The 20,104-nt window shown below is 41.9% G+C and carries 22 protein-coding genes and 1 pseudogene; 10 read left to right on the forward strand and 13 right to left on the reverse strand.

The features are described from left to right. Window positions 1-321 precede the first annotated feature (321 nt). The 6 genes and pseudogenes from LC586_RS14720 to LC586_RS14745 all read right to left on the reverse strand — a co-directional run bounded on the left by LC586_RS14720 (window position 322) and on the right by LC586_RS14745 (window position 4,597). A complete protein-coding gene (locus LC586_RS14720; protein WP_229485529.1) occupies window positions 322-717 on the reverse strand; it encodes a salt stress protein, Slr1339 family in 396 nt (131 codons plus the stop codon). 27 nt (window positions 718-744) lie between these two features. Beyond that, entirely contained in the window at window positions 745-1,350 is a 606-nt protein-coding gene (locus LC586_RS14725; RefSeq protein ID WP_229485530.1) for a vWA domain-containing protein, read from the reverse strand. Window positions 1,351-1,553: 203 nt separating this feature from the next. Next, a complete protein-coding gene (locus LC586_RS14730) occupies window positions 1,554-2,159 on the reverse strand; it encodes a vWA domain-containing protein (RefSeq protein WP_229485531.1) in 606 nt (201 codons plus the stop codon). A gap of 278 nt (window positions 2,160-2,437) precedes the next feature. Next, window positions 2,438-3,466, reverse strand: coding sequence for a GTPase ObgE (gene obgE / locus LC586_RS14735; RefSeq protein WP_229468622.1), 1,029 nt, complete (start codon window positions 3,464-3,466; stop codon window positions 2,438-2,440). 44 nt (window positions 3,467-3,510) lie between these two features. After that, window positions 3,511-3,882: pseudogene (locus LC586_RS14740) on the reverse strand (four helix bundle protein). 40 nt (window positions 3,883-3,922) lie between these two features. Beyond that, window positions 3,923-4,597, reverse strand: coding sequence for a Mo-dependent nitrogenase C-terminal domain-containing protein (locus tag LC586_RS14745; RefSeq protein WP_229485532.1), 675 nt, complete (start codon window positions 4,595-4,597; stop codon window positions 3,923-3,925). A 242-nt stretch (window positions 4,598-4,839) separates the two neighbouring features. Between LC586_RS14745 and LC586_RS14750 the strand changes: the two genes are divergently transcribed. The 5 genes from LC586_RS14750 (at window position 4,840) to LC586_RS14770 (ending at window position 9,651) form a co-directional block, all read left to right on the forward strand. Continuing rightward, window positions 4,840-5,655 (forward strand): class I SAM-dependent methyltransferase, encoded by an 816-nt coding sequence (locus LC586_RS14750; protein WP_229485533.1) that lies wholly within the window; start codon window positions 4,840-4,842, stop codon window positions 5,653-5,655. Between the two features lie 24 nt (window positions 5,656-5,679). After that, window positions 5,680-6,780 (forward strand): glutamate-cysteine ligase family protein, encoded by a 1,101-nt coding sequence (locus LC586_RS14755; RefSeq protein WP_229485534.1) that lies wholly within the window; start codon window positions 5,680-5,682, stop codon window positions 6,778-6,780. Window positions 6,781-7,459: 679 nt separating this feature from the next. Next, a complete protein-coding gene (locus LC586_RS14760; protein WP_229485535.1) occupies window positions 7,460-7,810 on the forward strand; it encodes a hypothetical protein in 351 nt (116 codons plus the stop codon). Window positions 7,811-8,183: 373 nt separating this feature from the next. Then, entirely contained in the window at window positions 8,184-8,723 is a 540-nt protein-coding gene (locus LC586_RS14765; RefSeq protein ID WP_229485536.1) for a Dps family protein, read from the forward strand. Window positions 8,724-8,883: 160 nt separating this feature from the next. Continuing rightward, window positions 8,884-9,651, forward strand: a complete 768-nt coding sequence (locus tag LC586_RS14770) for a ChaB family protein (RefSeq protein WP_229485537.1) — start codon at window positions 8,884-8,886, stop codon at window positions 9,649-9,651. Between the two features lie 409 nt (window positions 9,652-10,060). Here the strand turns inward: LC586_RS14770 and LC586_RS14775 are convergent, their stop codons facing one another. Together LC586_RS14775 and LC586_RS14780 are read right to left on the reverse strand one after the other, a co-directional pair. After that, window positions 10,061-10,456 (reverse strand): TIGR02588 family protein, encoded by a 396-nt coding sequence (locus LC586_RS14775; RefSeq protein WP_229485538.1) that lies wholly within the window; start codon window positions 10,454-10,456, stop codon window positions 10,061-10,063. Then, complete coding sequence (locus LC586_RS14780) at window positions 10,453-11,340, reverse strand: TIGR02587 family membrane protein (protein ID WP_229485539.1); 888 nt, start codon at window positions 11,338-11,340, stop codon at window positions 10,453-10,455. The genes LC586_RS14775 and LC586_RS14780 overlap by 4 nt, the downstream gene beginning before the upstream one ends. 573 nt (window positions 11,341-11,913) lie before the next feature. Here LC586_RS14780 and LC586_RS14785 point away from each other — a divergent pair. Together LC586_RS14785 and LC586_RS14790 are read left to right on the forward strand one after the other, a co-directional pair. Beyond that, window positions 11,914-12,096 carry a CsbD family protein gene (locus LC586_RS14785; RefSeq protein ID WP_100901031.1) on the forward strand — a complete coding sequence of 61 codons (183 nt, stop codon included), beginning with the start codon at window positions 11,914-11,916 and terminating at the stop codon, window positions 12,094-12,096. Window positions 12,097-12,403: 307 nt separating this feature from the next. Next, window positions 12,404-12,955, forward strand: a complete 552-nt coding sequence (locus LC586_RS14790; protein WP_229485540.1) for a Uma2 family endonuclease — start codon at window positions 12,404-12,406, stop codon at window positions 12,953-12,955. Between the two features lie 18 nt (window positions 12,956-12,973). Here the strand turns inward: LC586_RS14790 and mutL are convergent, their stop codons facing one another. Continuing rightward, window positions 12,974-14,806, reverse strand: a complete 1,833-nt coding sequence (gene mutL, locus LC586_RS14795; protein WP_229485541.1) for a DNA mismatch repair endonuclease MutL — start codon at window positions 14,804-14,806, stop codon at window positions 12,974-12,976. A gap of 362 nt (window positions 14,807-15,168) precedes the next feature. On the opposite strand from mutL, the gene LC586_RS14800 reads away from it, so the two are divergent. Both LC586_RS14800 and LC586_RS14805 read left to right on the forward strand, forming a co-directional pair. After that, window positions 15,169-15,387, forward strand: coding sequence for a hypothetical protein (locus tag LC586_RS14800; protein WP_229485542.1), 219 nt, complete (start codon window positions 15,169-15,171; stop codon window positions 15,385-15,387). A 51-nt stretch (window positions 15,388-15,438) separates the two neighbouring features. Beyond that, window positions 15,439-15,807, forward strand: coding sequence for a hypothetical protein (locus LC586_RS14805; RefSeq protein WP_229485543.1), 369 nt, complete (start codon window positions 15,439-15,441; stop codon window positions 15,805-15,807). A gap of 327 nt (window positions 15,808-16,134) precedes the next feature. Here the strand turns inward: LC586_RS14805 and LC586_RS14810 are convergent, their stop codons facing one another. Then, on the reverse strand, window positions 16,135-17,184 hold the full coding sequence (locus LC586_RS14810) for an adenosine deaminase (RefSeq protein WP_229485585.1): 1,050 nt from the start codon (window positions 17,182-17,184) through the stop codon (window positions 16,135-16,137). A gap of 365 nt (window positions 17,185-17,549) precedes the next feature. Here LC586_RS14810 and LC586_RS14815 point away from each other — a divergent pair, with 365 nt between their 5' ends. Further along, the gene (locus LC586_RS14815; RefSeq protein WP_094352741.1) at window positions 17,550-17,759 is read left to right on the forward strand and encodes a hypothetical protein; all 210 of its coding nucleotides are present in this window, start codon (window positions 17,550-17,552) and stop codon (window positions 17,757-17,759) included. 477 nt (window positions 17,760-18,236) lie between these two features. Here LC586_RS14815 and LC586_RS14820 read toward each other — a convergent pair whose 3' ends face one another. From LC586_RS14820 to LC586_RS14830, 3 genes are all read right to left on the reverse strand, one after another. Then, entirely contained in the window at window positions 18,237-18,920 is a 684-nt protein-coding gene (locus LC586_RS14820; protein ID WP_229485544.1) for a trypsin-like serine peptidase, read from the reverse strand. 57 nt (window positions 18,921-18,977) lie between these two features. Beyond that, window positions 18,978-19,160 (reverse strand): hypothetical protein, encoded by a 183-nt coding sequence (locus LC586_RS14825; RefSeq protein WP_229485545.1) that lies wholly within the window; start codon window positions 19,158-19,160, stop codon window positions 18,978-18,980. A gap of 110 nt (window positions 19,161-19,270) precedes the next feature. Then, complete coding sequence (locus LC586_RS14830; RefSeq protein WP_229485546.1) at window positions 19,271-20,092, reverse strand: hypothetical protein; 822 nt, start codon at window positions 20,090-20,092, stop codon at window positions 19,271-19,273. Window positions 20,093-20,104: the final 12 nt, after the last annotated feature.

Below are 20,104 nucleotides of genomic sequence, written 5' to 3' on the forward strand. Positions count from 1 at the left end.
AGGTAATAAATAACAATTGCTAACTTATAGCGGTTCTCGTTTACGTGATATCATGTTCGCATAATTAGTTATGATTTCCACAGTCATTGCACCCCACCCCTTAATCCCCTCCCCGCTTGCGGGGAGGGGAGACGAAGCGTAGCTTTGGCGGGGTGGGGTTCTTCGGGTTTAATAAGTAATCAAGCGAACATGATATGAGGTACACCCGTAGGGGCACGGCACTGCCGTGCCCCTACACCTCGTGATGTAATGTTGTACCGCATCTGAATGGGAACGGCTATATAATTTTAGCTAGCAGCTTTCTCCGAATTACGAATTATTTTATTCGTTGTTTCTTAAATATTCAATCGCTGCCTCTAATTTTGAGGAGTAACTTTCAGCAAACCTTTCAAACCAAAGCCCTTCGGAAGAAAGTGGATCTACTTTGGCTAACCATTCTTTTGCTTCCACTTTCAAAGCCTCTAGTTGTTTGGCTTTGAGTTGTTCTTGTCGAATTCGTTCTTGTTCTAGTTCTTGCTGTCTTTTTAACTCAATAGCAGCATCCTCTTCGGCAAAATCAGCCTTAATTTCTGCCAAAAGGTTATCCATGAAAGATGCCGACTTTGGCGATGATGGCATAAACGATTTAGCTGTGGCTGATTTTGACTGCTGCTGTTGAGTTTGTACTTCTTTGTATTCGGTTTGGAGTTCAGCTAATAGCTTATCAATGGAATCCATTTTGGTAATTCCTAATAAATAGTATAGCTAGTCATTAATGGCATTGAGTAGCACTTCCGATAGACTCAAATCTTCCATATCTTCCATAGTAATGGTGTCACAGATATCAAACTTAGCACCAGCACTTTGGAGTTCATCGTCTAAGACTTTGAGAAAACGGGTAGCTTGGGGATCTGTGCCGACTTGAATGAAAGAAATAGCTAATTCTTCATCTCGATCGATGCGGCGAGAAGCTTCAATAATTACCTTCATTACTGCTTTGCGATCGTCCGGTTCACCATCAGTAACCACTAAAATTGTTTCACCATTTAGTTTGATTTGACCGGCTGCTTTGCGTTGAAGGTAATCATCAGTTGCATGTTTTAATACGCCCGCTAAGTCAGTTGTACCAGAGGGGTCATTTTCTTGAAAAATTTGTGCTACCTTGCCGGATGTCACATTTTCGTATCGTTTAAATTTACCAGAAAATACATAAATAGTAATGCCGTCTGGGTCAAATTGCTCACACTTACTAGCTAGAGCTAAAGTAGATTCCTGTGCTGCAACCCATCTAGTTCTACCACCCTTTTGATCTTTGCTTGCCATGCTGCCGCTTTTATCGATAATCAAGGTATAATCACGATTTTCTAGCATTATTCAATCTCCAATTAATAGTCAATCAATTTTGGATTTTGGATTTTAGATTAATTGTTAACCTAAAGATAGGGTATTGGAAAGAAATTTGGGATTTGAATTTCATAGTTTAAACTAGTCGTGAAACCAGATTTAAATTTTAAATCCTTCAATCCAAAATTTAAAATCTAAAATTGGTTACTTGACTATGGGCGAGCAACACATCAGTCAGTTATTGCGTTCGTCAATACATCTACAAGGCTCATTTCTTCTAAGTCGTCTAAAGTGACGGTATCGCAAATATCAAATTTAGCACCGACACTTTGCAACTGGTCATCCAAAGCTTTGAGGAACTTAGTTGCTTGGGTATCTGAACCCACTTGAATAATCGAAATTGCTAATTCTTCATCACGTTCCATCTGGCGAGTCGCATGAATGATGACTTCAAACACAGCTTTGCGATCGTCTGGTTCACCATCGGTAATGACTAAAATTGTCTCTCCGTTTGGCTTGGTTTTACCGGCAGCTTTGCGTTGAAAGTAATTATTTAGGGCATCCTGAAGTACACTTGCTAAGTTTGTCGTTCCAGCAGGATCATTTTCGAGAAATATCTGCGCGACTTTGGCTGAAGTGACATCATCGTAGCGTTTAAATCTACCGGAAAACACGTACACCGTAATGCCATCGGGGTCAAACTGTTCAGCCTTTCTTGCCAAAGCGAGAGTAGACTCTTGGGCTATGTCCCATCTACTTCTACCACCCACTTGGTCGGGTGTGGACATACTACCGCTTTTGTCAATGATTAATGTGTAGTCGCGATCGCTCATCATAAAATTCCTCTGATTGTTACCCTGTGGTTCTAGTTTAACTCCGTTTTTTTACGAGCAAACAAGGCTTTTAAGTATTTGTATCAATATTGAAATAATCATTCGCAGTCAGGACAAGGCGCTGAGTTTGTGATTAAGATTCCCCTAATTCAGCATCCGTCAACATAATTCGTAATTTTAAGACCGTAAGTAAAAACAAAGTATTTCCCCTGCCAGCACCTACTTCCGTTTCAAACCCTTCTGGAAGTAGTAATTACGAATTACGAATTACGAATTAGTAATTATCTAAATACCTCCACTTCTTGAGGAACCTTCATTTGGTCGAGAATTCCCCAGATTTCTTGTAACATCGGCTCTAACCCGGTGCGGGTAACTGCTGAAATCACAAAAACCGGGGCGTAGGAGAGATGATTAAGTTGGGTGGCTAACGCCTCCAAATCGACAGTTTCCCGATCAACTGCATCAATTTTGTTCAGCGCTAAAATTTGCGGGCGTTCTGCTAAACCCCGTCCATAAGCTTGTAATTCTTCCTTAATTGTGTTGTAATCTCTAACCACATCATCACTAGTGGCATCAATTAAGTGAAGTAGCACTCGCGTGCGCTCGATATGGCGCAAGAAATCGTGTCCCAGTCCTGCACCGTGAGCCGCTCCCTCAATTAATCCGGGAATGTCGGCGAAAACAGTACCATCGCCAGTAGGTTTACGCACTACACCCAAATTTGGGATGAGGGTAGTGAAAGGGTAGTCTGCGATTTTTGGACGTGCTGCTGATAAAGATGAAATTAGAGTGGATTTACCAGCATTTGGTAAGCCAATAATCCCCACTTCTGCCAAAAGTTTCAACTCTAGGCGCAGCTGTTTTATTTCCCCTGGTAATCCTGGGAGAGCGTATTCTGGGGCGCGGTTACGGTTACTCAAGAAATGCTGATTTCCCAGGCCACCTTTACCACCTTGGGCAATCAGCAAAGTCTGCTTAGGCTCAGTTAAATCCCCCAGCAATTCGCCAGTTTCAGCATCATAAATGGTTGTACCACAGGGAACTTCGATGATTAAATCCTTTCCTCCTGCTCCAGTGCAGTTATTTGGCCCACCACGAGTCCCTTTTTCTGCCTGAAAGCGATGGTTATATCTGAAGTCCAGCAAGGTTTGCAGGTTTTCGTCGGCAACGAAAAATACCGAACCGCCTCTTCCCCCATTACCACCAGAGGGGCCACCAGTCGGCACGTATTTTTCTCGCCGGAAGGCGACAATACCATCGCCGCCCTTACCAGCTTCAACTTCAATTTTTGCTTGGTCGATAAATTGCATAGTTAGTCATTAGTCATTAGTTATTAGTCATTAGTCATTAGTCATTAGTCATCTGGAACATTGCCAATTGATTTTAGGTAGGCGTTTAATTGAGGTGCTAGGTCATTAATGATTAGCTTGAGTGCATCTACTTGTTGATCTGTTAACAGATTACGGCTATATGCTCGTCTTAGCCAGTGTTGAGTTTCATACAAAGATCCTCTTGCTATTCTGACAAATCGTCGATTGTCTTGATAACTCCCTCGTCCTACTCATAAAGCTATGTTGGCACCAATACTATCGGCTGAACGGACAATCTGTTTACCTACTGTATCTTGTGGCAATGACTCCCATCCATTAACAATTTTCCAGATGTCGTCAGCTAATCGTTCTGCCAGTTGATAAACCCGTAATTCTTGAAACCTCCTACTTGACATTATCCTTCTTAACTAATGACTAATGACTAAAGACTAATGACTAAATATATGGTGAAACATCTTCACCACATTTATCTGCCAGATAAGAGAGGGCGCGGAAACGTAAGCCCACCAGTTGCTCATACAAGGGGTTGATTTTACACATCGGCGGTATATGGACAATCTTTCGTCCAAATAAGGTGACATCCCGCTCAAATGGACACTGGGAGGGAATCATTTTACACAAAAAGCGGGCTACTCTTGGGTCTTGGATATCTAGCCGATCCAGCCAGTCGCGCAGGGGGTGTAGTGCATCAATTTGACGCTTTGTAAGCTCGGTGCTGGCGATAGTGGGGGTAAGCTGTGGGTGTTCTAGGGTGTGGCGAAGGGCTTCTAGTAAATTCTCTGGCTGTTCTAAGGCTTGGCAGAACTGATGCAGAACCTGATCTTCGCTGGGAGAATAAGTGCCATCTGCGATCGCTACCATTACTGCTGTCCTTAAGAAATTTTCCGCTGCTGGCGTACCCTTACCCAAGACTGCGGCTAATTCTTCTGGTGTAATTACCTCTAGTGAGTCCCATTTAATTTTAGGAGCTAATTCATTTTTGGTGATGCTGGCAATTAATTCCTGTTCTTGGGCATCAAAATTACCATCTGCCCAAGCAATGGTGAGCAGCCCACGCAACCAAGCGGCAATCTGTTCGTTGCTGTATGGGGATTGAACGGTACTTGTCATAAACTCACGTCTCAAGCTTTCCTCAGTCACTACTAAGCTACCCTACCCAGCGACTATGAAGATAGTGGAGGCAATACAGAATAATCAAGAAAGTGCGTAGGCATCGCTGCCTCAAGAAATAAACCAGAGAAATTTCCAAATTCCAATAGTCGGTCTTGGCGTAAAATCCATTTGAGAGTTATCTTGAGAATTCTTTCTACTTTAACAGAAAAGCAAGATATAACTGTGCTGTGGAGGTATTGATGAATAAAACCAAAGTTCACCTCGGTGTCATTCAAGAAACACTATTAATTCCCCTCTGGGCTAGAGCTTGTGAGCTTCAGGCAGCAGATCCAATTATAGTAGACCCGAAATCATCTGAGATTCTTGCAGCGATAGATTACGAATTTGATAAATTTACTACTGCAAAATCTTCTCAGATAGGCTGTTGTTTACGAGGAACTATCCTCGACAACTGGGTACGTACCTACCTCAATCAACATCCGCAAGGTTCCGTTATCGAGATTGGTGCAGGACTGAACACACGCTTTGAGCGAGTAGATAACGGCAAGGTTTGCTGGTTTGACATAGATTTACCGGATGTCATGGTTCTGCGACGACAGTTTTTTGAGGAAACGGAACGCCGTAAATTAATCACGGCTTCTGCCCTAGATAGCAATTGGATTGAGCATGTCAAGTCCACTACTAAACAACCTGTTATGTTTGTCGCCGAAGGCGTGTTGCAGTATTTCAATGAACAGGAAGTGAAGCTATTGTTTGCTAATCTTTTGCAGTATTTTCCTGGTTCGTGGTTTGCCTTTGATTCCTTGTCACCGCTAATTGTGAAGAATCAGAAACACCATGACTCACTCAAATACACTTCGGCAAAATTTGATTGGTGTATCTCAAATATTCATAAGATTAAAGACTGGAATTCATGTTACGAAGTCATGGAAGTCTGTAATTATGCCAATCTGCCAACTAAATATCGCCGACGTTTTTCTCTAATGAATCGTTTACTGATGTTATTTCCTCTTCTGTGCGATTCGTCTCGTTTGGCATTAGTTAAATTAGGTTAGCTCTAAGCAATTAAGGTATACATAATGTTTTTATTTGGCATTGAACATGAAGTCGCTTTCCTAAACAAAGAAGGAAAGTTTGCTGATTTTTCCCACACCAAATTTGCTGATTTCAATCAAATTATTGAAAGGCTACCTACATACCCTAACGACTATTCTCAACTGCGCGTCGGGGATGCGGGTATTAAGATGAAGAGATGGTACATTGAGGGATTTGAAAGATTTGCAGATTCCGATCAGGTGATAGACTGTCATGTTAAAGGTATCGAAATTAGAACGACTATACATTCTGATATTCAAGGCGCTATTACTGAATTATCAGAAAGTTTTCACTTGTTACGTGAGGTTGCTGCTAACTTTGGTTTATCACCAGTTTTGGTTAGTTTTAATCCATACAATCCGGTTTTTGAGCCTCAACCCCCATTAAATGATTATGAAATCAAACAGCTAGAGGCTTATCCTGACGAACAAACTGCTAATATTCACATGGTGTCATACGGCCCAGATTTAAATATTTCTGTGGCAGATTTGTCTACTGAACGTGTAATTGATATTGGCAGAAAGTTAACTTATTATAGTCCTTATATCGTCCCTTTTAGTTATAGTTCCCCTTTTTATAAGGGAGGTTTATGGGATGGGCTATCAGTACGAACGTTTATCAGAACTGGAAAAAGACCAGCAGCCTTAGTTTTTGTTCAGAAACAGGAAGAACTGATTGATAGCACACCTTCCTTAACAAAAATTGCCCGCATTCCGGCTGAAGTGGGACGCATTGAATTTAAGGCTTGTGATAGTTGTGATAACTTTTTAATCTATGCAGCTTTACTGACATTATTAAAAGGTTTGGTGTTAGATGAAACCTTGCTGGGTAGAGCAAGTGTACCCGATGCAGCATTACACCAACTTTCTGCAAAAGAAGGGTTTGATAACGAGGATATTTTTGGGAATGCGACAAAAGTCTTGCAAGCGGCCGAAGTTGCTTTGGGAGATGACGCAGATGTTCATTATTTAACGCCGTTAAAAGTAATGCTGGCGAAGCGAAAAACAAGATCCCATGAATTAATACAAATGTTTCATCGTGTAAGTTCTATAGAAGAGGTAATAAGGCAGACTTATCAAGTTTAGAAAAAATTGTCAATGGGGACTATTAAGAGCAGAGGGGCATAATTTTGTGTTTGCTCCTCCACTCACAATAAGGTTCGGTTAAGGGGTATAGCCCTTAAAGTCCTTTGATTGGATAAAGTCAAGCTACTGAAGATAAGCTGTTACGCATTTAACTTGTACATTTACCTGATGACTGATGACTGTTGACGGTTGACTGATGACCGATAACCGTCAACCGTCAACCGTCAACCGTCAACCGTCAACGATTATAAAGAATGTTTATATAATTTAGACGCATATCAGCTTAATAGTAGAGCCATTAGCTTGCCAAAACTATATTAAGTCGATATACCTAGAGACTGATTTTATTACAACTAAAGATATAGTAAATTTCATTCTAGAGATTGATGCAGGCGTTAGCATTTTCAAAGTACAAGTAAAAACAGGGAACCTTGAGAGAAGATTGTCAATAAAAAACGTAATGATTTTGCTAAAGAATTAAGGTGGTATTTGCTTATTATGCCTTAACTAGTTCAATGCAGAAATCCTAAGACAATTTCTTCGTCAGGTTCGTTTCTAAAAAACTTTCGATTGAAGCGTAGCTGGCTCTTTTTATTATTGCTCTTTACCAAGTAAGGTGTGATCTGCCGCTATTTCAGTCAAAGTTCTGCGTTGTTAAAGCTGTTATTGAGGATTTCAAATGAAATTTATTGCTTCTGTCTTAAGTCCAGTACGCTTCCTAGTTGTGGCTTTTACTTGCGCCTTACTATTGTTATCTAGTGCTTTTCCTGCTTTTGCGATCGATAGTTACCAAAGTGACCCTACCGAAGGTACTACACAACTGCTTGACATTCAGGCCAAAACTGATGAAGCCGGTAAAGCACCACCAATAGGATTGAAAAAGACTCAAAAAGAGACTAACGAAGGACTTAATGAGGTTCAGGGAGCTGCTGATATTGACAAGCAGAAGCGTCCAGAAAATTCCCAGAGTGCAACCTCAGTGGAAGAAAATATAAAGAATGCATTGGAGAAAGTTACAGGTAAGAACTAAATTAATAGTTCTGGTAATTTTTCGATAGTAATGGGTGATTGCGTAAAAGCAGTTACCCATTACTAATTAGTATTGTTCACCTGACGGCTACAATTTAATTATAAAAATATATTCACCCTTGAGCATCTATGGTGAAACTGGGTTTGCATAGTTTTGATTAAAGATATCTTAATTGATAATTATATTTAGTATATTTTATTGTTGTAGCCAAAAAATCAATAAAGTTCGCTAATTACTAGAATATTGGCTTAACACTACCTATTAAGGCATAGGCATATAATTAATTTCAGCCGACAATGTTACCTTTGGTTGATGTGGAATCTATCTGAAATTTGAGAAATTAATGGATAAGTTTGCTTAGGGATGGAAAACAATGCGTTCGATAAACATTGGTTTGACTGAAGAACAGCGTCAAGGTGTAATTAATCTGTTAAACCAAGATTTGGCAGATGCTTATCTACTGTTGGTGAAAACCAAAAAGTATCACTGGGATGTCGTTGGGCCTCAGTTCCGCTCTTTGCACCAGCTTTGGGAAGAACACTACCAAACGCTGACTCTAAATATTGATGCTTTGGCAGAGCGGACTCGTGCTTTGGGCGGTTATCCAGTTGGCACAATGGAAGGATTTCTTAAGATTGCTAGCCTCAAAGAACATGCTGGTAATGTTCCCACAGCAACGGGGATGGTAGCTAATCTAGTGAATGATCACGAGCAGGTTATTCGTAACTTAAGAGACCATGTGGATCAGTCTGGTGACCAGTTCCACGATCAGGGAACTGCTGACTTTCTGACTGGACTGATGGAACAGCATGAGGAAATGGCTTGGATGCTGCGTTCATTCATTGAAGGCGAAGCACTGGGCCCAGATGGTAGACAGCCAGCAGAAGGGGCTAAGACTCCTGTAGGTGTGTAGCTCATAACGTCTGAGTAGAGGATGGTTGTCTGTGAAACCAGTGAGAAGGAGGATTGATTTCTCCTTCTAATTGGTATGAAGGAATTAATCTGCCTGCATCTATCTATTCACCATATTCATTGCAGAAACAAGATAATACAAGCCAAACAGGGGGTTTTAAGTGTCAGAAGTATATAAAGCAGAACGTACTATCTCTGCTGTATTTAAAGAGCAGAAGCAAATTGATGATGTGATTCGGCGTTTACTAGACAGGGGTGTGCCTAGAGATCATATTTCGGTCATGGGTAGAAATTTCCAGTCCGAAACTAGAATCGCTGGCTTTATTAGTAAAAAAGATGTGATTCTGGGAGGTTTAAGAACAGGAGCAGTTTTTGGTTCCTTGTTTGGTTCCTTTCTCAGCTTGCTCACGGGTGTAGGCGTACTGTTTATTCCTTTTGTCGGCCCAATCGTGGCAGCAGGGCCTATTGGTGCAGTGCTGTTGGGGGCTGCTAGTGGAGCGATCGCAGGTAGTGCAGGTGCCGGTCTAGTATCGGTTTTAACTACTTTGGGGATGCCAGAAGATAAAGCGGCTATCTACCAAACCCGCTTACAAGCTGGCGAGTTCTTAGTGATGGCAGAAGTTCCGAGCGATCGCACTGGCGAATTTCAATTGTTGCTCGAAAGTGCTGGTGGCGAAGAAATTCACACAATTGAAAAAACCTTTGCTCGTCCTTGTCCTGGACAGTGCAACAGCCCAGAAGACTTGTCTCCTGAAGTTCGCGCTCATCTTTCTGATGAAGCTCAACGCACATTCATTGAGCGCTATAATACTGTCTTCAATGAGAAAAATGACGAGTTCACTGCTGAACAAGCCGCTTGGGAGTCTGTTCATCAGCAATATGATGAAGATGAAAATGGGGTTTGGTCAAAAGCTAAGGTTAAAGCTTAAAGATTTCCAAAAAATAAATTATCAAGAAAGGCAGAGGGCAGAAGGGAATTCTGATGGAAAGTTCTCTGCCCGTGACCGTAGCGAACTTGAGTTTAAGACCCCCACCAAAAAATTTGGTGGCTCCTATTCAGGAGGGATCTGAATCTAGGGTGTTAGGTTTTCGCGGGCTTTTCCACATAACCTGAATTGTCAGCCGCATGAGTAATATCATGTCCGCTTGATTACTTATTAAACCCGAAGAACCCCACCCCGCCAAAGCTGTGCTTTGTCTCCCCTCCCCGCTTGCGGGGAGGGGTTGGGGGTGGGGTAAAGCGTATGTGGGACAAGCGTTTGAGCTTAGGTTGACACCTATTGGCATTGCCGTGTCCCTACCCGTGAGAATCGCTATATCTGCGGTTTTAAATCTTCGTTAGGGCAATTTATAGCTACCAACACGCAGATTTAACTCACCTTGGCGCGGGTTTTGGCTGAATATAAATGCACCTTCTTCACTTTCCCCACTAGATAAAAAATCGATCTGTTGCTCTCCTGTTTCTGTAACTTTACCGTTAATCAGTAACTCAGCCATAATTTGAACTGACTCGGCTGTATCTCCTCCACTATTTACGACTTCAAAGGGAACATAAAATTGCCCATTAATTTCCCGAATTGTTTGTTTTTTGCTGACAGAAACAATGGGAGGTTGATTCTTTTCGTTCAGCCAAGTGTAGCCCACCAAACTCACAATGATTGCTACGATAAGTGAGGCGACGCTGAATGTTACCCACTCTGCAATTGAACGCTTTGGTTGTTCTGTTTTAGTCATATTGCTAACCTTCCGGCTGCACCGCCAATAGTTGCAGGTAAGCCCAGCATCAAGGTGTGATCTAACCACATTGTCCAAGGGTCGCTAAAAGTTAACTTTTGAAAAAACCACAGCATAAAAGCGCTTGCTAGCAGTGATACTAGGTAGGACATAATGGTTTCGCTTGATGGTCGTTGGAAAATTCCCTTTTGCTGTCTTCGCTTTTGCTGGTCAGAAAAGCCTGCCTCAAATACAATGCCATAAGAAATCAGCAAAGATGTGGCGATCATTGCCAATTGCCAAGGTGGCGAGGCGGCGGCTGCAAGCATAGGAATTTCATCTGTTGGAGCTATGTTAAATGCAATTATGGTTGCACCAATCAGGGTTACACCCACATCGGCAAAGGTGGCGTGTAACTCATCCCCTTTGTTCTTGGTTGTGCTATTTACCCGATCGCTTGCTTGTGATTTTGCATTGCCATTTCTAGTATCTCCCAAAAGCTGGTTGGCTAATGCTACACCGAGGGTGAAAGGCACACTTTCAAAGATGATTTTACCTAAAGATTCCTTTAGGGAAGTTTCTGGGGTCAATTCTCGCAATAGTAGCAGCACAAAGGCAGAGCAAGCTAGCCCGATCGCGATCGCTTCTACGGTATCCATTACGGCTTGAGGAGCTAGCCAGCTATATCTGCGTTTCCGAAAGCCTTCTGTGTGATTCAGCAAGTAAACCACAATAAACATGAATGCGATCGCCATCATCATCAGTTGTGGTTTTACCAATGAGCCAATCCACCAAACCTCCATTGTGTACAGTAAAGGTATACCAAATAAAAAACCTCCGCAAGCACCCCGTATGATGTCATTAATCTCACTCCTCCATACTTTTTTTTGACGTTTTGTTGCCATTTCCTTTTGTTGAAAATTTGCTTTGACTTATATTAATTCTCTATGAATATGTATATAGCAGTCCTAAATTATTCGTGAAAAGTTAGATCCCCAACTTCTCAAAGAAACCGGGGATTTGAACACCGCGAATTTATGATACAGGAGATTTTAAGGAAAGTGTTGTACACAAGCTAAATCTCAAAGCCAGATATAAAGCCTGTTTTACTTCTAAATTCTGATACTAATTCTGTATGAAGATGCGCCTATACTGCAAGAACGAACCGCCCTTCGGGTTCACCAGTCGCCTACGGCGGGAAACCCGCCTACAGCGCTGGTTCACCAAGTACGCCAAGTACGCCAAGAAATAAGAAATTAAGAGATTTGGCGCAGCTTCACAAAGAAACGGTATGAATTCTGAATTCTGAATTCTGCTATATCTTCATATTTTTTCAGTCGGGTGTTCTGTCGCAGCCCGTATCTATCTTAAGATACATAATCTAACAAATTCTTCTCTCGGTTGATGGAAGTCACAAATAATACACTACTGTTAGTTTATGTAATAGCTGAATCAACTACAAGCTGGAAATAAAAACCATGAGTGCTGAAAAAAGAGTAGAAGCTACTGCAAAAAATATTGAAGGGAAAATTCAAGAGGTTGTGGGTGAAATAACCGGCAATCCACAAGATAAGGCTGAAGGACAAACAAAGCAAGCCCAAGCCCAAGCTACTCACACTGTAGAAAACATTAAAGATGAACTTAAGAAAGCTTTAGACTAATTTAGTTTTTGCAGTGTAAATAGTAATCTTAACGATGATTCTATTACTGATAGTCTAACATTAATTACTCCACTATCTTTTAGGAAGTGGAGTTTTTGTGTTATTGGCGTAAAATTTGAAAGGGCAATATTTTGAGCAAGCCAATTTATCGGGGGGTTGGGGGGATCGACTCAAAACCTACGCAGTATTGACTACAACCCTAATGATTGTAAGTCTTGGCTATACGGCTACATACGCGCTAGCGGCTTCCTTTAAAATACGTTTAAGATGGGAAAATATCAATAATCATTGGGAGGAATCAATCGTCATGACTGTTATTCTTGCAAAGTGGACGATTGACGAATATCACCGCATGATTGATGCTGGCATTTTGAGCGATCGCAAAGTAGAACTACTTAAGGGAGAAATTGTCGAAATGTCGCCGGAAGGGGAACCCCATGCTTATTGTAGTGATGAAAGTGGTGAGTATCTGGCAAAGTTATTGGCTGAACGTGCCAAAATTCGTCATGCCAAGCCTATCACATTACCCAACGACTCGGAACCAGAACCAGATATTGCCATTGTCCAACGTTTAGGACGCGAGTATCGAGAGCATCATCCCTATCCAGAAAATATTTTCTGGTTAATTGAGTATTCTAACTCCAGTTTAGAAAAAGATTTACAGAGAAAAAGCAAAATATACGCAGAAGCAGGTATTTTAGAGTATTGGGTTGTCAATCTCAAAAAGCTACACTTAGTGGTGTTTCGGGAAATCTTAGACGGAGAGTATGCCACAAAACTAACATTGACTACGGGAACAATTCAACCTCTGGCATTTCCAGATATTTCTGTTGCGGTGGCACAGATAATTAACAATTAAGATAATTTAAATAAAAAGTCAAATTCCATGACTTTTACCAATTACCCAATTCCGCCGGAAAAACCGCGCTAAAGCTGATTCTTCTAAAGATAGATAAATTGGGCGTCCGTGGGGACAGGTGCGAGGGTTGCGAGTGCGTTGCCAATCATCTAAAAGTGTCTGCATTTCTTGTTGGTTCATAGGTGTACCATTACGAATGGCACTGCGACAGGCGACAGCTACTTGGGCTGTTTGTAAATCGCCTCCCCAACTAAGTTCTAAAATTGCTTCTGCACAATCGTCTCGCTGCTGCAAAGGTGCGGGTATGTTTCGCACTGCCCAAAGTTGTTCGCCAAAGGGTTCTATTTCTAAACCGATGCGTTGCAGTTGCGATACTTGCGCTGGCGACAATTGATAAAGAATGATTGGCGGTTCGACGGGGACAAGTTGCCAATCATCACACAATTGCTCATACAAAACTCGCTCATGGGCAATGTGCTGTTCCACTAACCATATACCACCTGGATGTTCCGCCACAATATAGGTGTTGCTAACTTGAGCGACAGCTTTTAAGGAGTTAGGAGAGACGCGATTAATCGCGTCTGTACAAGGGTTAGGATTTTGAGAATTGAAATTGTAGCTGCCTTTGGCTTCTGCGGCTTTGAGTAATTTACTAACTCGTGTTGTATGGACAGCTTCTTTGAGATTGCTAGAAGAAATGCTGAGTGCTTGGTTAATAGCTTGGGTAATTTGCTCTTGCCAATAAATGATTTCGTTGAGATAAATTTCTGTTTTTGCTGGATTGCGATTCCAGTTAATTTGATCTGGGGAAATGGCAAGATGTAAGAAACAAATTGGATAGCGATCGCGTGGTAATGTTCTGTGAAATGCTGATAATATTGTTTGCTCTAGTTCTGGTGTCTTAACCATCCGTCCGTTAATGGCTACACGTACCCAATCTGGACGATGACGATGAGTGCGATCGGGTAATCCTACCACTAAAGTGAGTAAGGAGTTAGGAGTAGAGACGCGATTCATCGCGTCTGTACAGGAGTTGGGAGTAGAGACGCGATTCATCGCGTCTGTACAGGAGTTGGGAGTAGAGACGCGATTCATCGCGTCTGTACAGGAGTTGGGAGTAGAGACGCGATTCATCGCGTCTGTACAAGAGTTCGGAGGGTTGGGTATTTCGAGTTTGACTTCTTGCAAATCACCTTGTCGCACTTGGGGTAAAATCTGCGGTAGCAATTGCCCAGTTGTCGCGGCGGGAGAGATGGTAAACCATTGACGGTCATTTTGCCAAATCTGCCAAGTAACATGAGGATGACACAGGGCGATTTGGTGAATTGTGGCTTGCACGGCTTTCATTTGCTGTGCTGCTGTGGGCAATCCCTGACGACGAGATGAGCAATTACCGAAAAGATGAGAAACTGTCACCACTGTACCAGGTGCGATCGCAGTTACTTCAACTTGCACAACTTCCCCACCATCGCCATAGCTAATTCGCCATCCTAATTTTCCACCCACAGGACGACTCAAAATTTCTAAATCTGCCAGAGTCGTTAAGCTATGTAACGCCTCACCACGAAATCCTAAACTGTTAATTTTCCATAAATCGGCACTAGAACGAATTTTACTGGTGCTGTGGGCTGTGGCTGCTTGTTGCAAATCATCTAGGTTCATTCCACAACCATTATCTGCCACACGAATTCGCCATTGCTGCGGCCATAAAGAAACCACAATTCGCGTTGCACCTGCGTCTAGGGAATTTTCTACTAATTCCCGCACCACAGAAGCGAAACAGTCGATTACCTCACCAGCTGTAATGAGATATACGACTTCTGTTGGTAGAGCTTGAATAGTAGATGCCATAAATTATAGTTTATAACACGATGTGCAACTTAATTTTTGACCTCACTTCCATTCCTCTCTCCTGCTCTTGAGAGGCTTTGAATTCTCCCCCAACGCTAGTAGGGAAGGGGGCTGGGGGGTTAGGTTCGAGTAAAAGTTGCACACAGCGTTTATAGCTTCTGGGTACAAGGGAAGTGGGGGGAGTGAGGAAGTTGAGCCAAATAAGGAAGCGAATTTACAAAAAATTTTTATCGCTGACGTGGTAGCATTTATGGCGAACTACGAATTACAAATTGGTATTCTATGCTTACTTGCTAGAAAATTGATTCTCTAGCTCATAGCACAAAGATTCTCCTCGTTGTCATTATAGTAGAGGTCTTCAAATGACACTGCGATCGCATAATATATGTCTTGTTGGGCTAGTTTTGTCTTTAGTTAGTGTGGGTGCGAATACGACAAAAGCGATCGCCCAGACTATTTATCCATTTGATGTAGTATACAACACGGAAGTCACTCTCACACCTATCCCATCGACCGACGTATCAAAAGCATTTGTCTCAGGCTTTAATTCTGATGCTCCTTACGGTCTGAGTAACTTTTAAAGCATAAATAACTACAGCCGAACTGATCCCAATACTGGTAATCTCGTATTCTTGCAAGACCCAGCAAAATTTGGTTTACAAGGCTTACCAATCGGCAGAGATGAGTTTTTTGGCAGTGGCGATGATAAATTATTTGGCAGCAGTAGCGCTACTGCTTCATTTGACTTTATCAACCGCCAATTAGTAGGTTCTGGTACTATAACTATCACTGGTGGTGCAGGTAGGTTTAGCGGTGCTACAGGTATATTAAACTTTAGTGAAATTGAGTCACTCGATCAAGATCCAACTGCTCCCTTGAAAGGTCAAGCTTTTTTGAGTGGTTCCTTCCAGACACCGCAGAAAACTCCAGAACCAAGAACTAACACAACACTATTCGGAATATGTGTAATTGGGACTGGTTGGCTCTTACGTAGGGGTTGACGGTTGACGGTTGACGGTTGACGGTTGACGGTTGACGGTCAACAGTCATCAGGTAAATGTACAAGTTAAATGCGTAACAGCTTATCTACTGTGCATTATAGCTTTCTCTACAGCATCAAAAAAACACACTGATTGCAACATTAATTAACATTAACTAGTTCCGTGGGTTTAAGTCCCCCGGTTCAATAAAAATTTTGTTTTGTGTTGGGGTTAAATCCCCATTACAAAACAAAATTTACTGTCTTCGCAGCGGGGCGAAGCCCATTACGAATTACGAATTACGAATTATTTAAATCATCTTACTTTCTGCCTACCTCTAGATGGTGGTTAATTACTATCCCTTGTTGCCAATACTTTAGGTGGTTCAGGTTTCAGTAACCCATTCAACAGGGATGCGGGACGTTGAGTGTAAGGCCAAGCAAAAGCATGACGGAAAGCTGCATCCTGACAAGCTTGTAGTTGTGCAAAACTGATAATATTGTAAGTCAAGAGATTCTCATACTCAAATGGCAGACGCACATTGTGCAATCCAGCATTATCAGTACAGATAGCAATATCTACCCCAGCATCAAAACAACGGTCAAAAACTAATTTGAGTTGACGGATATCCTGCAATGTACCAGTTTTCAGGTAAGTTGTGGGGCAAACCTCTAAACACTGTCCGCGTCTAGCTACATCATTAAGTAACTCTGGATATAGTAGGGGAATTTGGATACCGTGACCGATTCGCATGAGATAGGGTAACAGTTCAGGGTAACAGCCAGCAGTGGTTTCATATAGATGTCCGGTGGTGTTAACGCCCTGCGATCGCGCATAATCATATAAGCTAATCCATTCTTCTAAGCGATCAGCATAATAGCTATCACCCCCCGCTACATCTACTGCACAGACATACTGCTTATTTTGCGCCGCCAAATCAACAATCGCCTTGTTCACCTCATAAGGTAGGCGCGTGTGCATACAGAGAATTTGGCTAGTAACAATCGGATATTCTGGCTGGTTGCTGGCAAGCCCTACTACTTGAACGATTTCTGCCATCTTGTCAATTCTTTCGGATTGACTCAGATGCTCAGGTGTCCGCAAATAGGGAGTGTAACGCAGTTCCAGATAAGCCAAATTTTCAAAAATGTAAGCACCCCGCACTAAGCGATAGATAAAGTAAGGCAAAGTCTCAACAGTTTGCACACTTTCTACCAAGGTGTGTAATTCTAGATACTCATCCAGGGTGTTGCGTGGACGGGTGTAAAAATCCTCAAATTGTGAATAGTCAGCAAAGCGGGAAATCAACTCTGAAGAATGTCGCTCAAAATATCGCCATAGAACTCGTGGTACGACCGAGCCGCCTAGATGTCTATGTAATTCAGCATATAAAGCCATAGTGGTATTTTTATGTAAAAATTTCATTGATTGTAACAAAAACATAGAAGGAAAAAATCTGGACTCGAAAAAATTTAGCTCCAGAGAAATTGGAGCGCAGGTTTTCCACCATCTGGATTTTTCAGATAAGGCTTCCGGCCTAGAGGCTGCGCGAAGGTCGGGATTTTATCCTTATTTTCTGAAAATCCAGCATTTATATAGTGTTTTGAGCATAAATAAACTTGACATCATCAAGATTAAATTGATAGCATTGATATCCTTGATTTTTGTGTTACACTGGAAGAACATTGCTATTGTTGAGCAAGTGAAATATAGCAATATATTTTTCCTTTAACTAAGCAAATTCCTGGCAAGGTTGGTATTAATTGAAAATTCAAGCGTTGGAAGTCAAGGCTGGCGATCGCATTATTGCTTACTGCAATAACAAAATGCAAACCTGCAAGGTAAAACGTATTTTAGATCCCGGTCAAGCTAATATCACATTATCAGTATTCACATCTGAGAATTATCGCGGTTGCTCAGTTTCATCTATAGTCCGCTTTCAGAGCAACGCCTTGGTTGATTTGGTAAGTTAAAAATCAAGTAAACATTGAATCTCAAAAATATCTCTAGCTATTGTCCAGCCTCAAGCTGGATATAGTTATTTGAAAGGTGCGATGGCTGGGTTGGGCTACGCCTATGCACAAGACTTATCCGTTATATCATGTTCGCTTGATTACTTATTAAACCCGAAGAACCCCACCCCGCCAAAGCTACGCTTCGTCTCCCCTCCCCGCTTGCGGGGAGGGGATTAAGGGGTGGGGTGCAATGACTGTGGAAATCATAACTAATTATGCGAACATGATATTAATTGTGGCTGGATGATTTTCTAGAAAAACGCCCTCACACTATAGCAGTGCAGGCGGAAATTTTTGAACCAACTGATATTATGTTCATGCGCCGCCAATAAATGTGAGAACTAGGCACAAAGTGATTATAATTGTGCTTAGTTTCTAGTAGTTTGTCAAATTTAAATTGATGGATAAGCAAGTTCGTAGTAAGGACTTTAGTCCTTAATTCCCTTGCAACCACTCATCCAAGCGAGACATTTCCACCGCACGGTTCAACAGCAATCCATTCACCTCGTTTGAGCCGGAGTGGAGGGCTAAAATATAATACTTGCCGTTTATATTACTGATAATTGCACCTCCAGAAGCACCGTGATTAGTATCACAGTTGTGGTACAACAAATTATCCTGACGGCGTAAGATGCTGCATTCCAGGTGAACGCCAGCAGTCATACTTTCACCAGCAGCGAGGTTTTCGTATATCTTGGGGTTGGGGAAATCAGCAGAGTAGCCGACTAAGGCGAATTTTTTTGTATCTCCAACAAGAGTAGAAGATGGTAGGGATTTCCAGCCCAAATAACCATATTTTTTACCGATAGGCTTGTTGAGTTTCAAAATCGCCCAATCATTTGCGTAATCGCCTAAATCGCCATTTTTAAAGTCTGTGCCGTAATAAACATTAGTTGCATAAGCTACATCATTTTTACTTTTGACGACACCATTAACTAAGTTTGGCAGAAATACCAACTCTTGACTAACTTTTCTGGTTTCCGGGTTAACGACACAGTGAGCATTTGTCAAAACAACGTCTTCAGCAATCAACGTTCCCGTGCAACTGTAACCGCCACCATCAGCACCTATCCCCTCGATTTTACCAATGGCTGACCAAGGGTAGTCTCTGCTAGTCATGGGAATACGGTCATCCTTTGAACCAATGATTACCCGTTCTCCGGGGAGTTCTTCCTTCTAATTTAGCACCGAAGGCTCCCCTTTTCCTTCTAGTTTAAATTCTCCGGGATTTTCAACCTTGGTAAAGCTGGGTGGGGTTTGTGGTTTGGCTGAGACTGAAGCCCAAATCCCCAAAATTCCTACCCCAATTGTTGCTACGCAGGGAAGAATAAATTGTCTGGATGTAAATATGCTTTTCATGAAAAATCACTCCTGTAAATTTTGTCTCAAAGTAGGTTGGGTTGAACAAAGTGAAACCCAACATTTTCCGGGGCTTGTTGGGTTTCGTTCCTCAACCCAACCTACGATATTCACTTATCAGCAACAGGTGCGAGGATAAGTTGACTCAGTTCATTAGCAGCTTGAGCCATTTCTTCTGGGGAAACTCCCAGCATCCCAGGATTTCTTAAGTTGTTGTATAAATTCTTGGCTGCTTTGTCTATCTTTTCACTTCCTGGGAGTTCATAGCTATAGAGAGAGTCGGGTGTGACAGCCCAAAGATAGCTACGTTTTTCACCTAAAGAATATTGCAATAGCAGTGTGTCTTTATCTAGTTGTTGCTGAATTTCTTTGAGAGTCAGAGGTTGGGGATATATCAAATCGGCATATTCAGGGTTATTGGCGCGGATTTTTATCTGAAGTTCTCGCTGTTGTTTGAGTAAGTCTTGGATTTGTTGTTTGGTGTTGGTTAAAAGTTGTTCTGGGGTTTCTTTTTTAGTTGATAGTTCTGATAATAATTTTTCTTTAGCATTGATTTGCCATTGTAGACGGCGTTCTTCTGCTAAAAGTGTTGGGTCAATGCCTTTTTTGATGTCTATTTTAGCTTCGGTTAGTAATTCTATTAGAACACGGGCACGAGAGCGATCGCTAACTTCCAGTGCCAAAGCATCGTATCCTTTTGATGGGTCTTTTTTGTGCAGTTCCATCAGCAGGTCGGTGTAGAACTTGTAGTAGTTTTGGACTGAGGCAAAGTAAGAAGCGCGTAGTTCTTTGTTAGCTATTTTGGTGCGTAAATCTTCAATGATTTCAATAGCTGCTTGAATATGTGTTTGGGCTTGTTGTAAATTACCCTGACTGCGTTCTAGGAAAGCCATGTTAAAGAGGGTGTTGGCTTCCCCTCCCTTGTCCCCCACTACACGGCGTAT

Source organism: Nostoc favosum CHAB5714 (assembly GCF_020829495.1).
In the GTDB taxonomy this organism is placed as follows: Bacteria; Cyanobacteriota; Cyanobacteriia; order Cyanobacteriales; family Nostocaceae; genus Nostoc; species Nostoc favosum.